Origin of the sequence: Pseudomonas sp. ADAK21 (genome assembly GCF_012935735.1) — a bacterium.
GTDB classification, from domain to species: domain Bacteria; phylum Pseudomonadota; class Gammaproteobacteria; order Pseudomonadales; family Pseudomonadaceae; genus Aquipseudomonas; species Aquipseudomonas proteolytica.
Window position 1 is genome coordinate 3,899,091 of record NZ_CP052857.1, and the last position, 12,765, is coordinate 3,911,855.

Annotated in this window: 15 protein-coding genes; 6 read left to right on the forward strand and 9 right to left on the reverse strand. The window is 59.8% G+C overall.

The genetic code is table 11. From position 1 onward, the window contains the following. Window positions 1–100: 100 nt before the first annotated feature. Complete coding sequence (locus HKK57_RS17720; RefSeq protein ID WP_169390495.1) at window positions 101–739, forward strand: hypothetical protein; 639 nt, start codon at window positions 101–103, stop codon at window positions 737–739. Window positions 740–838: 99 nt separating this feature from the next. On the opposite strand, the gene HKK57_RS17725 is transcribed toward HKK57_RS17720, so the two are convergent. Continuing rightward, the gene (locus HKK57_RS17725; RefSeq protein WP_154906785.1) at window positions 839–1,213 is read right to left on the reverse strand and encodes a c-type cytochrome; all 375 of its coding nucleotides are present in this window, start codon (window positions 1,211–1,213) and stop codon (window positions 839–841) included. Between the two features lie 235 nt (window positions 1,214–1,448). Here HKK57_RS17725 and HKK57_RS17730 point away from each other — a divergent pair, with 235 nt between their 5' ends. After that, on the forward strand, window positions 1,449–2,495 hold the full coding sequence (locus tag HKK57_RS17730) for an alpha/beta hydrolase family protein (protein WP_169390496.1): 1,047 nt from the start codon (window positions 1,449–1,451) through the stop codon (window positions 2,493–2,495). A gap of 28 nt (window positions 2,496–2,523) precedes the next feature. On the opposite strand, the gene HKK57_RS17735 is transcribed toward HKK57_RS17730, so the two are convergent. Next, entirely contained in the window at window positions 2,524–2,880 is a 357-nt protein-coding gene (locus HKK57_RS17735) for a DUF2784 domain-containing protein (protein ID WP_029298317.1), read from the reverse strand. Window positions 2,881–2,995: 115 nt separating this feature from the next. Between HKK57_RS17735 and HKK57_RS17740 the strand changes: the two genes are divergently transcribed. After that, on the forward strand, window positions 2,996–3,685 hold the full coding sequence (locus HKK57_RS17740; protein WP_169390497.1) for an HAD-IA family hydrolase: 690 nt from the start codon (window positions 2,996–2,998) through the stop codon (window positions 3,683–3,685). A 34-nt stretch (window positions 3,686–3,719) separates the two neighbouring features. On the opposite strand, the gene HKK57_RS17745 is transcribed toward HKK57_RS17740, so the two are convergent. Next, window positions 3,720–4,466: a 3-oxoacyl-ACP reductase family protein gene (locus HKK57_RS17745; RefSeq protein WP_092231883.1), complete on the reverse strand. Its 747-nt coding sequence runs from the start codon at window positions 4,464–4,466 to the stop codon at window positions 3,720–3,722. 127 nt (window positions 4,467–4,593) lie between these two features. On the opposite strand from HKK57_RS17745, the gene HKK57_RS17750 reads away from it, so the two are divergent. Further along, window positions 4,594–5,517 (forward strand): LysR family transcriptional regulator, encoded by a 924-nt coding sequence (locus HKK57_RS17750; protein ID WP_029298312.1) that lies wholly within the window; start codon window positions 4,594–4,596, stop codon window positions 5,515–5,517. Window positions 5,518–5,596: 79 nt separating this feature from the next. After that, complete coding sequence (locus HKK57_RS17755) at window positions 5,597–6,064, forward strand: anti-virulence regulator CigR family protein (protein ID WP_154906789.1); 468 nt, start codon at window positions 5,597–5,599, stop codon at window positions 6,062–6,064. Window positions 6,065–6,078: 14 nt separating this feature from the next. Here HKK57_RS17755 and HKK57_RS17760 read toward each other — a convergent pair whose 3' ends face one another. From HKK57_RS17760 to HKK57_RS17770, 3 genes are all read right to left on the reverse strand, one after another. Further along, complete coding sequence (locus HKK57_RS17760; RefSeq protein ID WP_029298310.1) at window positions 6,079–6,807, reverse strand: aspartate/glutamate racemase family protein; 729 nt, start codon at window positions 6,805–6,807, stop codon at window positions 6,079–6,081. 14 nt (window positions 6,808–6,821) lie between these two features. Next, window positions 6,822–8,351: an NCS1 family nucleobase:cation symporter-1 gene (locus HKK57_RS17765; RefSeq protein ID WP_029298309.1), complete on the reverse strand. Its 1,530-nt coding sequence runs from the start codon at window positions 8,349–8,351 to the stop codon at window positions 6,822–6,824. 442 nt (window positions 8,352–8,793) lie between these two features. Then, on the reverse strand, window positions 8,794–9,528 hold the full coding sequence (locus HKK57_RS17770) for a phosphoadenylyl-sulfate reductase (protein WP_070995159.1): 735 nt from the start codon (window positions 9,526–9,528) through the stop codon (window positions 8,794–8,796). Window positions 9,529–9,682: 154 nt separating this feature from the next. On the opposite strand from HKK57_RS17770, the gene thrH reads away from it, so the two are divergent. Continuing rightward, window positions 9,683–10,300 (forward strand): bifunctional phosphoserine phosphatase/homoserine phosphotransferase ThrH, encoded by a 618-nt coding sequence (gene thrH / locus HKK57_RS17775; protein ID WP_029298307.1) that lies wholly within the window; start codon window positions 9,683–9,685, stop codon window positions 10,298–10,300. Between the two features lie 107 nt (window positions 10,301–10,407). Here the strand turns inward: thrH and HKK57_RS17780 are convergent, their stop codons facing one another. The 3 genes from HKK57_RS17780 to pabB form a co-directional block, all read right to left on the reverse strand. Next, window positions 10,408–10,764 (reverse strand): helix-turn-helix domain-containing protein, encoded by a 357-nt coding sequence (locus HKK57_RS17780; protein ID WP_029298306.1) that lies wholly within the window; start codon window positions 10,762–10,764, stop codon window positions 10,408–10,410. Further along, the gene (locus tag HKK57_RS17785; RefSeq protein ID WP_169390498.1) at window positions 10,764–11,066 is read right to left on the reverse strand and encodes a type II toxin-antitoxin system HigB family toxin; all 303 of its coding nucleotides are present in this window, start codon (window positions 11,064–11,066) and stop codon (window positions 10,764–10,766) included. Before HKK57_RS17785 ends, HKK57_RS17780 begins: the two co-directional genes overlap by 1 nt. Before the next feature lie 249 nt (window positions 11,067–11,315). Continuing rightward, window positions 11,316–12,659 (reverse strand): aminodeoxychorismate synthase component I, encoded by a 1,344-nt coding sequence (gene pabB / locus HKK57_RS17790; protein ID WP_169390499.1) that lies wholly within the window; start codon window positions 12,657–12,659, stop codon window positions 11,316–11,318. Window positions 12,660–12,765 lie beyond the last annotated feature (106 nt).

Consider the following 12,765-nt stretch of genomic DNA (forward strand, 5'->3'; position numbering starts at 1 on the left):
GCGAAGCAGCATTTATGCGTGGCCGGGTGGCAAGTGGGCAACTGCGCGTCCTTATAGTATCGTCGCGGCCACCAACCCTCACAGGATATGAAGGTTACCCATGCGTTTACTTTTCCCGCTGGCCGTCAGCCTGGCTCTTATTGGCTGCGCCACAACTAAAACCGATGTTCGCAACGAAGTACAAATCAGCCAATATGACCCGGCCAACACTGCTCGTATTCGCCTGATCACGGGTGATACCACCAACGCGGGCTTTATCAGTGGGCAGACCTGCGAGATGTTTTACAACGAGTCCCTGCTGACCAAAACACCTGAAGAAGCTGGGTGGCAACCTGCGCATGTCGACTCGCCGGGTCTGTATCCTTTTCGGGCGACCGACAGCCAGAACAGTGTGATTGGCATGCCTGCCAGCAAGGCGAGCAAAGCCATCAATCAGTCGCCCAAGGTGTTTGATGAGCATGTCATTGCGGCCGGTAAACCCTTTATTGCGGGGTTTGCCATGGGCGGATCGCAAATCTCCTGCTTTCCAGCGCCCGTCAGGCTCATCCCCGAGCCTGGCAAAGACTATGAGATGGAACTTCAAGTTATAAAGCTGAGCACGTTCAAGGCCGGCTGCGTAATTGCCGTTCGCCAACTCTCCACTCAGGCCAATACCACGGTGGAAACGCCGCTAAGACCGAAGGTGTGTGCCAAGACCCCGTCGGGTTGGTACACCGTCAATGCTGCGCCTTTGCCTTGAAGTGCCAGCACAGGACGCAGGTGCAGTGTTGATCGCCACTTAGGTAAACCTTGAAGTCCGGTGCGCAGCCTTTTAGAGGCTGCTCTTTTCTAAGCGTTATCAGCTTTTTGAAATCACCCGGCTCATGTATTGGTTTAAATCGCGTAAGTCCTGAATGCTCCAAGCGTGTGGCGACAACTTCACACCATTCTCTTTTAGGGTTCTTGGAATCAAGTCTCCATTTGGCCTAAGTATTATCGAGGAGACAATAACGCCCGGATAATCATGCAGCCGTTTCTTGAAGGCGGTTGTTGTGAGGTTCGGCGTAGGGGGATTGCTTTTATTCGCCAAGGGCCCTGTTCCCTTGATATCTGTTCCGTGGCACATGGCACATCGTTGCAAATAGAGGTTTTTTCCATTGGCATTATCCGCAATGGATAGTGAAGTTTGAATGAGCGATAGCAATCCCAGCGAAGCGATGAGCAGTATTTTCATTTTTATAGGGTCTTGTTGTTTGAGCCGGATCTGAGTCGAGGGCACAGCGCATAGGTAATGCGCTCGCGCACGTTATTACTGTGGGATTTCTACAACACAACCCCATGATTCGGCTAGATAAAGTCGGTGGTTTTTGATTTTTCGGCGCCTGAAAGCGCGTGATATGGGCATACGCAGCGAATCTGTTCCGTTATATTCCAACGCTCTCGCAGTTGGCCCAATCAAGGAAGATCCATTGAAAGCATCCCTCGGCGCTCTGCTTCTGATCTGTGCAACCACTCCCGCACTTGCCAGCAATAACTCCATCGGCTTCCAGGCCTCCACGCTGGCAGACCCAAGCAACGATCGCCCATTGGAGATGGTCGTCTGGTACCCCAGCGCCACCACCACCACGCCCGAGTTGATCGCCGATAACGCCGTATTCATTGGCGCCTCAGCCGTGCGCGATGCGCCACCGTCGTTCGGCAAGCATCCACTGGTGGTGCTTTCCCATGGCTTTGGTGGCAATTGGGGCAACCAGGCGTGGTTGGCCAGTGCCCTGGCGCATCAGGGGTTTATCGTGGCGGCGGTCAATCACCCTGGCACTACCAGCAAAGACCGCAGTGCTCCAGCCGCTGCGCAGTTATGGCAGCGGCCGGTGGATATCCGCCGCGCGATCGACGCGGTACTGGCGCAGCCAGATCAATTCGGCAACGTGCAGCCGACCCGCATTGCGGTAGTGGGTCATTCACTCGGCGGTTGGACGGCGCTGGAAGTCGCCGGCGCACGTTTCGACCCCGCGCGGTTCGCCCAGGACTGCAAGGTTCACTCGCAGCTAGCCCCTTGCGCGGTCTACCAGCAGATGAACCCCGCCAGTACCCCGGCAGCCCAGGCGCAGTTGGCGGCGGATTTGAGCGACAAGCGGGTCAGCGCCATTGTGTCGCTGGATCTGGGCCTGTCCCGTGGGTTTACTGATCAAAGCCTGGCGGCGGTGTCGGTGCCGACGTTGGTGATTGCGGCGGGCGTGCCCTCGACCGAGCTTCCCGCCGAGCTGGAGTCCGCTGATCTGGCCAAGCGCCTGCCACCGGCAGCGACCCGTTATGTCGAAATCAGCGACGCCACTCACTTCAGCTTTATGGCGGTGTGCAAGCCGGGCGGGGAGGCGTTGATCGAAGAGAGTTCGCCGGGCGATGGCATGATCTGCCGGGATGGCGCGGGGGCCCGACCGCGTGAGGTGATCCAGCAGCAGACCACCTCATTGATCGTTGAATTTCTGGCGCGATGGTCAGGCGAAGAGTCGTGATCGGGCTACCCATGCCTGCAACGAATCGCTACCAGCGCCTGACCAGGCGCGTATACACCGCAATATTAATCACCAGCACCAGCGCGCCCAGGCCCAGTTGGATCTGTGGTGTCAGCCCGGCGGGATAGATCAGGGCAATGATGTAATGCTCGATAAAACCTGCGCCGTACCCCTCCTGCCCGGCGAGGTGGCGCAGCAGGTTTTCCCAGCGGGTCAGGGGGCAGGGCAGGTGGAAGAACTCGACGGCCATGCCCCAGGCTGCGGCGGGCAAATGCAGCCAGATGACCCGGCGCCAGCGCAGGGCGAGCAGGCCTCCGAACAGCACAAACAGGATAAAACACAGGTGAAACAGCACCAGGCTGTCGGCAGCAATGCGCAAAAGCATATCGGGTTCGCTTGAACGGGTAGGCCGCCAGTCTAAGGGATAATGAGTTGCTTGCAGGCTGGCAGGGCCGTTATTGTGCTGAATCCTTTTAGTCCTTTGCCACGGATCTTTTGTGATGAGCGCATCGCGTACTGCTGTCGGCCCGATCAAGGCCGTGATTTTCGATATGGACGGGTTGTTGCTGGACACCGAAGGCATCTACACCGAAGTCACGCAGATCATCGCCGAGCGCTATGGCCGCACCTACGACTGGGGCATCAAGCAGCACATCATCGGCCGTGGCGCCCAGGACCTGGCCGAATATGTGGTCGAGGCCCTGGACTTGCCGATCACGCCTGCAGAATTCCTGCGCATCCGCGAGCCGTTGATGAGCGTACGTTTTCCCAAGGCGTTGGGCATGCCGGGCGCCGAGGCGTTGGTGCGGCATTTGAAGGCGCATAACATCCCCATCGCCGTGGGCACCAGTTCGTCGCGCAATTCGTTTGGCCACAAGACCACGCTGCACCGGGAGTGGTTTGGCCTGTTCGGCACCATCGTCACCGCTGACGATCCGGAAGTTGGCGCTGCCAAGCCTGCGCCGGACATCTTCCTCACCGCCGCCCGCCGCCTGGGCGTTGCGCCCGAGGATTGCCTGGTGTTTGAAGACTCACCGTTTGGCGTGACCGCTGCCAAGGCCGCGAACATGACTGCCATCGCGGTACCTGATGAAGCCATGGCCGACAGCAAGTACGCTCACGCCGACCAGATTATCCGCAAACTCGCGGACTTCGATCTGGCTGCCTACGGCCTGCCGCCGCTGCGCTGAAGTGCAGGAGCCGGCTTGCCGGCTCCTACAAGGGTCAGGCGCTGAAGCCACCATCGATGGTCAAGCTGGCACCGGTGATGTATCCGGCCTCTGGCCCCGCCAGGTAAGCCACAAAGCTGGCGATCTCTTCCACCTGGCCATAACGGCCGACCGCCATAAACCCGATCAAGCTCTCGGCAAACTCACTGTTGGCCGGGTTCATGTCGGTGTCCACCGGGCCTGGCTGCACGTTGTTAATGGTAATCCCCCGTGGCCCCAGGTCGCGCGCCAGGCCTTTGGTCAGGCCCACCAGCGCGGCTTTGCTCATGGCATATGGCCCGCCACCGGCGAAGGGCATGCGCTCAGCGTTGGTGCTGCCGATGTTGATGATGCGACCCCCTTCGCCCATGTGCCGGGCCGCTTCCTGGGTGGCGATAAACACGCTGCGCACGTTGATGGCCAGGGTCTGGTCAAAGTCTTCCAGTGTGAAGTCCTCCAGTGGGCCGACCGCCAGCACACCGGCGTTGTTCACCAGGATATCCAGGCGCCCGAACGCTTCGACAGTGGCACTGACTGCATTGCGGATGGCGCTCGCATCGGCACTGTCGGCGTGAATCGCCAGGGCCTTGCCGCCAGCGCGGATGACGCTGTTTTGCAAGTCTTCGGCCTTGGCGGCAGAGCTGACATAGGTAAAGGCAACAGCTGCGCCCTGGGCCGCCAAGCGCTGGACGATGGCGGCACCGATGCCGCGGGAGCCGCCCTGGATCAAGGCAACTTTGCCGCTGAGGTTTTGTGTGGTCATGTCGATCTCCAGATCATTCGAGGCAGGGTTGCCGCGTTGTTGGAGGCGAGTATCGACCGCGCTGGCCGGTCCCGGTAGGCCGTGATTGCTATAGTCTGTGTAAACCAAAAGTTTAGAGTGAGGTGGTATGGAGAGCTTCGGCAGTATCGAATGCTTCGTGCGCAGCGCCGAAGGCGGTAGCTTTGCCGAAGCGGCCCGGCACCTGAGCCTGACGCCGGCGGCTGTCGGCAAGAGCGTCGCCAAGCTGGAGGCACGCCTGGGGGTGCGGCTATTCCAGCGCAGCACCCGGCGCCTGACATTGACCGAAGCCGGCAAGTTGTTCCTGCAAGAGGTCAGCGCCAGTCTCACCACTATCCAGAATGCCGTGGCCAACCTGGCCAGCGCTGAAGGCCGGCCCGTGGGCACGCTCAAAGTCAGTATGGGCACGGTATTCGGCAACCGCTATGTGGTACCGCTGCTGGCAGAGTTCCTGCGGCGGTTTCCCGATATCAGCCCTGACTGGCATTTTGATAATCGCCAGGTCGACCTGATCGGCCAGGGCTTTGACGCGGCCATCGGCGGCGGGTTCGAGCTGCCTCAGGGCGTGGTCGCACGCAAGTTGACCCCCGCTCACCGGATTCTGGTGGCCTCGCCCGATTACCTGGCGCAACGCCTGCCCGTGCGTGCTCCCGAAGACCTGGCGCTGTGCAACGGCATCCTGATCCGTTCGCCGCAAACCGGCCGCGTGCGGACCTGGCAATTGAGCAACCGCGCCCGCGAACAGCGGCCGTTGATGCTCAAGCCACGCATGACCATGGGCGACTCCGAAGCCGCGTGCTGTGCCTGCACCCAAGGCCTGGGCATTGCCCTGGTCAGCATGCCGATGGCCGTGCCGTTTCTGGACAGTGGCGCCGTGGTGCGGGTGTTGCCCGACTGGTACGTGGATGACGGCAACATCTCCCTGTATTACGCCGAGCACAAACTGCTGCCGGGCAAGACCCGAGTGTTTGTCGATTTCATCCTCGAGCAGTTTGCCCAGCAGCAGTTGGCGCAGCGCTTCAGTGCGGTTTAGCGCTCACTGCTGAACTTGTTGCCCGCTATTGTTCTAAGCTGATACGAGCCAATGGGGCTTGCGACTGTCGAGACGGATCATGTCCATATCACGCGCTTTACTCGTATTTACCAGCTTGGCGTTGATTGCAGGCTCCCCGGCGCTGTTGGCCGATCCCGGCAACGGCAACGGCAACGGCAACGGCAAGGACAAAGGCAGTGCCCATGGCAATAAGGGCGGCCAGGGTAATCAGGGCCAGGGTGGAGGCAAGAAGGGCGCGGGAGCCCATTACAATGGCCCGCAAATTGACATCGGGGGCGTGCGGGTAATCCTCGGTGACAACCGCGACTATTGGCGCGGCGGTTCGTCCCTGCCGCCGGGCATCCAGAAAAATCTCGCCCGTGGCAAACCCCTGCCACCGGGGATTGCCAAGAAGCTCGATGGGCGCCTGTTGGGGCGTCTGCCCCATTACGACGGCTACGAATGGCAGCAGGCGGGCACCGACCTGATCCTGGTAACCATTGCCACCGGGATCATTTATGAAGTGCTCAATGACGTCTTGAACTGACCGAAATCGGCGATTCAGCGTGCGAACCTGCCCGGCCAACCGATGATGCTCTTTGGCCGGGGGGTCGCATAGGTGCGCACCTTCGAAGTCGACAACCCCAGCCTCACCAGTGCTTCGGCCAGGGTTACAGCGGCGGTCACGCCATCCACCACTGGCACCCCGGTGCGCTGGCGGATCTGTTCATCCAGCCCGGCCATGCCGCCGCAACCCAGGCAGATCACTTCGGCCTTGTCTTCGCTGATGGCCAGCTCGGCCTGGCGCACGATGGCTTCCATGGCCCGCAACGGGTGTTCCTCCAGTTCCAGCACCGCCATACCGCTGGCCCGCACCGAGGCGCAGCGCTCATACAGCCCAGAAAGCTTGAGCCGGTCTTCGATCAACGGCACCGTGCGGTCCAGGGTGGTAACCACTGAGTAAGCATGGCCGAGAAACATGGCGGTGCTGGCGGCGGCATCGGTGATATCTACTACCGGCACGTTCAACAATTCTTGCAGGCCTTCGCGGCCATGTTCGCCATAACCGGCCTGGATGACCGCATCGAATGGCTGATCGTAGGCCATCACCCGATCCATCACCGCGATGGCCGCCAGGTAGCTTTCGAAATTGCCTTCTACCGATTCGGCGCCGAAAAACGGGGTCAGCCCGACAATTTCGGTGCCCGCCGCCGCCACGCTGCGGGCCTGCTGGGCGATGGCTTCGGTGATGGATTCGGTGGTGTTGACGTTGACGACGAGAATGCGCATGGAATGCTCCTTGATCAATGGCTGACGTTGTCGACAGCGATGCTCTCGCCGCTGATATCGGCATAGAACGGCTGGCGCTTGGCGATCAGCCAATACAGCATCCCGGCAATGCCGGCGCCAAACAGCCACGAGAACGGTGAGACGCTGGCAAAACCCGGTAGCAGGGCCAGCACAATGGCAATCACCGCGGCCGGGACAAATGCGGCCACCGCCCGCAGGTTGACCCCGCGGCTGTAGTAATACGCGCCGTTGGGATCTTCGCTGTACAACTGCGGTACGTCGATCCGGCCCTTACGGATCAACCAGTAATCCACCATGATCACGCCATACAGCGGGCCCAGCAGGGCGCCCAGGCCGGAGAGAAAGTACACAATCACCAGCGGGCTGTTGTAGAGGTTCCACGGCAGGATGAGCACCGCGAGAAACGCGCTGATCAGCCCGGCGCGGCGGAAGTTCAGGTATTTGGGCGCCAGGTTGCTCAATACAAAGGCCGGGGCAACGAAGTTGGCCATGATGTTCACCGCCACGGTGACGATCAGGAATGCCAGGCATCCCAGCACCAGGAAGAAGGTATTGGGAATGGCCGCGATGATCTGGGTCGGGCTTTCGATCACCTGGCCATTGAGTTGGAACTGCCCGCCGCACAACAGCACGGTGATGATCGCGAACACCAGGATGTTCACCGGCAGGCCCCAGAAGTTGCCGACCTGGATGGTCTTGCGGCAGGGCGATGAACGGGCGAAGTCGCAGAAGTTGAGGATCAGGGTGCCGTATATCGCCAACCACAAGGCGCCACCGGCAAAGATATTGCGCCACATCTCGCCACCGCTCAGGGGCTCGCGGATGGACCAGGCGATATTGCCGCCAGCCTGGAAGTACATCCAACCGGCCAGCGCCGCAACAGTCAGCAGGATTACCGGGCCGGCAAAGCCTTCGTAGCGGCGGACCATTTCCATGCCGTAGGCCAGGATCACCAGTTGCACGAACCAGATAATCACAAAACACGCCCAGCCCAGGGTTGAGAGGCCGAGGATCGCGTTGTGGTCGTAGTCGGCGAATCCAGGATGAATCGCCACCAACAGTACCCGGAATACCACCGAGGCCAGGTAGGTCTGGATACCAAACCAGGCGATGGCAATGACTGCGCGGATCAGCGCGGGAATCTGTGCGCCATGAATGCCGAAACTGATACGGCTGATCACCGGAAACGGCACACCGGTTTTCTGGCCCATGTAACCCGACAAGTTCATGAAGAAATACACCAGCGCCGCGCCGATCCCCAGTGACAACAGAATCTGCCAGCCACCCAGGCCCAGGGCGTACAAGCCGATGGCGAAGGAATAGTTGGCGATGTTGTGCACATCGTTGGTCCACAAGGCAAAGATGCTATAGCCACCCCAGCGCCGGCCTTCGACCTTGGTGGGCGCCAGGTCCTTGTTGTGCAGGCGTGGGCTGAGCACCAGCGGGCCGGGGTTTGCGGCCGTGGGGCTGGCTGTGGAGGAGGGCAGATCCAGTGCGAGATTATTGGAGAGAGTGGTGCGCATTCCGGCAGGCTCCTGGCATCTGCAGCAGGCGCTGGGTTGCAGGGCGCCTGGCATGCGGACACAAAGTGTATGAAGGTTGTTGTTGAAGTTGTATACAAAGACTTCAACTCCCTTAGCCACTTGTGTGCCAGGTTTTTATCTATCAAAAGCTGGGCTAATTTCGTTTTTGCAGGTTCTATTAATAAATAGCTGAATTTAAACAACTATAAATTGACCGTTTGAACAGGTATTTATTTTGTTGCGGGAATGTAGGTGTGGAGGATGTAGGAAGTTGGCCGAAGTGGGGTGTAACTTTTCGGTGCGAAATAATTGAAGTGCACACAAAAATGGCACTGTTAGTGACAATATTGTGTACGGGATTTTTCGGCGGGGTGAATGAAATGTGCGGGCTTGTTGTGGCGAGCGGGCTCGCCACACAGCGCTATATCGGAGGGAGCCGGTTTCAGGCCTTGCTGATGATATTCCCCGCATGCAGCCCGCATTCCTTCTGGGTTGCTTCTTCCCACCACCAACGGCCTTCGCGCTCATGCTGGTTCGGCAACACCGGGCGGGTGCACGGCTCGCAGCCGATGCTGATAAAGCCGCGCTCGTGCAGGCTGTTGTAGGGCAGCTCCAGCATGCGGATATAACCCCAGATCTCTTCACTGGTCATTTGTGCCAGCGGGTTGAACTTGTAGAGGGTGCGTTCCGGCGTGGAGAACGCCGTGTCGACTTCCAGGGCCGCCACCTGGCTGCGGGTGCCGGGGCTCTGGTCGCGGCGCTGGCCGGTGGCCCAGGCGCTGACGCCGGAGAGTTTGCGGCGCAGCGGTTCGATCTTGCGCACGCCGCAGCATTCGCCATGGCCGTCCTTGTAGAAGCTGAACAGGCCCTTCTCCTTGACGAAGGGTTCCAGCTTGCTCTGGTCCGGCGAGATCAACTCGATATCGATTTTGTAGAAGTCGCGCACCTGCTCGATAAACCGGTAGGTCTCCGGATGCAGGCGGCCGGTGTCGAGGCTGAAGACCTTGACGTTTTTATTCAGCTTCCAGGCCATATCCACCAGCACCACGTCCTCGGCACCGCTGAAGGAAATCCACAGGTCATCGCCGAACTGGCTGAACGCCAGCTTGAGGATGTCCTGGGCGGACTTGTTGGCATAGGTCGCGGCGAGTTCAGCGACGTCGAAGGCTTGGTTCATCAGGACGGTTCCTACAGGTCAGTGGCGCTGAGCGCTCTCTAGGAGTGAGATGTTAACAAAATCCGCTCTGCGTTGCGGCGGCCAGCGCGAATCGCTAGAGTTCGGCAGTCCTTTTACTCGCTCAACTGAAAAAAAATCAAAATGGGAGTGTCTTGTGGAAATTGCCTGTCTCGACCTGGAAGGGGTGCTGGTTCCGGAAATCTGGATCGCCTTCGCTGAAAAAACCGGTATTGAATCCTTGCGGGCTACCACCCGGGACATTCCTGACTACGACGTATTGATGAAGCAGCGCCTGCGGATTCTCGACGAGCACGGCTTGAAACTGTCGGATATCCAGGAAGTGATCGCCACCCTCAAGCCGCTGGAAGGTGCCATCGAGTTCGTCGATTGGCTGCGCGAGCGCTTCCAGGTGGTGATCCTGTCGGACACCTTCTATGAGTTCTCCCAGCCGTTGATGCGTCAACTGGGCTTCCCGACCCTGCTTTGCCATCGCTTGATTACCGATGAAAACGATCGGGTGGTGAGCTATCAACTGCGCCAGAAAGACCCCAAGCGCCAGTCGGTGCTGGCCTTCAAGACCCTGTACTACCGGGTCATTGCTGCGGGTGATTCGTACAACGACACCACCATGCTGGGTGAGGCCGATCGTGGGATTCTGTTCCATGCGCCGGAGAATGTGATTCGCGAGTTCCCGCAATTCCCGGCGGTGCATACCTTTGAGGACTTGAAGCGGGAGTTCATCAAGGCGTCGAATCGTTCGTTGAGCCTGTAAGTGATTTAGCGAGGCTCATTGCCTCATCGCGAGCAAGCTCGCTCCCACATTTTCGACTGTGTTTGCAGGGCAAAAATGTGCGAGCGGGCTTGCCCGCGATAAGGCCCTCAAGCCCCTTCAAACAACCGCTCATAAGGAATGCGCAAACCTTCATGCAGGCGCTTGATCATGGCCAGGCTCAGCTTGCGCTTGTGGTTCAGCACTTCGGAGACGCGACCGCTGGAGCCGATAAAGGGCTCCAGGTCGCGCGCCGTCAGGCCCATCTGGTCCATGCGAAACTTGATCGCCTCCACCGGATCGGAAGGCGGCATGGGGAAGTGTTCGTCTTCGTATTTTTCGATCAGCAGCGCGAGAATTTCCAGCTCATCGCCTGCCGGCGAGCCGATCTCTGCCCCCCACAGCTGATCCACCCGCGCCAGCGCAGCGGCCAGGTCTTCTGGGGTACGAATAGGTTTGATGTTCATCACACAGTCTCCGCGTTGATCTGGTCGTACTGGGCATGGGTGCCAACAAACCGTATGAAACCCAGCTGCCGCAAATAGTCGATCGCCACAACCAACCGATACTTATTGCCACCAATATTGAACACGACCCTTGCTCCTTTGAGCGTGCTTGCGGTTCGAAGCACCCTCTTCAGGTCCTGTGGCGAGTGATAAGTGGATTTCTCTAGATGGCGATACCATTCAACCAGTGGTGTTTTTGAGTCGGTATAAGCCGGGCTGCTTTCCCAGAACTCCCTTAAGGCGGCTCTTGCGATTATTCGCATCTATCGAACCTCCCAATTTGGGAGATATTAGGCGTCACTTCCGGGGTTTTCAAGTCCTGGTAGGGAGCGCGATGTGTAGGAAATGGGCTTTGTTTCAACGCGGCAAGCGATACAACGACAAAGGCAACAAGCAGTCGATCCATGTGATCCCTCACAGACGGCCAAGTAATATCGAAGCGAGACGCTATCCCTGCGCCCCGATGCTGTCCACGGCCGTTCTGATTCAGGTTTTTTCCCTGGGAGGTGCGCTTACAGTCCTTCCAGCGTTTCCAGCAACACCCGCACCTTGGTCATCGATTCCTGATATTCCGCCTGCCACTCGGAGTCCGCGACGATCCCGCCGCCGCCCCAGCAACAGACCTGGCCATCCTTGACCAGCAGGCTACGAATGGCGATGGAGCTGTCCATCTCGCCGCGCACATCCAGGTAGAGCAACGAGCCGCAGTACAGCCCGCGCCGGGTCGGTTCCAGTTCGTCGATGATCTGCATCGCGCGGATCTTCGGTGCGCCGGTGATCGAGCCGCCCGGGAAGCTGCCGGCGATCAGGTCCAGGGCGTCTTTGTCGTCGGCCAGTTCACCGGTGACGCTGCTGACCAAGTGATGCACATTCGGGTAGCTTTCCAGGCTGAACAGCTCCGGCACCTTGACCGATCCGGTGCGGCAGGTGCGGCCCAGGTCATTGCGCAGCAGATCGACGATCATCAGGTTCTCTGCGCGGTCCTTGGGGCTGGCCAGGAGTTCGGCCGCATTGGCGGCATCTTCTTGAGGCGTCAGCCCCCGGGGGCGGGTGCCCTTGATCGGGCGGGTTTCCACCTGGCGCTGGCTGACCCGCACGAAACGCTCCGGTGAAAGGCTCACCACCGCGCCGTCGTCCGGCAGGCTCTGGAAGCCGGAGAACGGCGTTGGGCACGCTGCGCGCAGGGCGCAATAGGCGACCCACGGATCACCGTTGCACGCTGCGCGAAAGCGTTGGGCGAAGTTGACCTGATAGCAGTCACCGGCCTGGATATAGGCCTGGATACGGGCCAGGGCCTGTTCATAGGCTACGGCGCTGAGGTCCGGAGCCATCCGGGTGTGCAGCTTGAAACTGGCAGGGGTGTGCACGGCAGGTTGGCTGAACAGGGTCAGCAGCCGCTGCCGTTCGCTTTCCATCAGTTTGGGGTGGAACACCAGTTGACTGGTGCGCGCCTGGTGGTCGCTGACCAACGCCCAGGCGTACAGGCCAAAACGGGCATCGGGCAAGCCGATGTCGTCGATAGCCTGATGCGGCAGTCGTTCCAGGTGGCGGCCAAAGTCGTAGCTCAGGTAGCCGATCAACCCGCCGGCAAACGGCAGTTCATAGGGGGCCGGCAGGCTGGCCTTGCCCAGCAGCGTCAGATTTTCCCGCAGCCGTTGTAAAAAATCGCTACCACTTTCGTCCGGCCACACCGCCAGTGTTACTTCTGGCCAGGCGCTGAGCAGGTCATAACGACCACGCTCGGCGGCCGGTCGGCCGCTGTCCAGCAGCACGGCGCCGGGTGCATGGCGGATCGCCGCAAAATACTCGGCGGGGTTGGCGTGGTAGGGCAGTGGGTGTACGGAGCAAGTCGACATGCGGGGGGTGGATCAGCCATGGGCGTGGGGATGGCATTGTAGTCCCCTGTAGGATTTGCTCCTAGAGGGGATGTCGGGGATTGTTGGGTGGAGGGCGGAGCCGGGT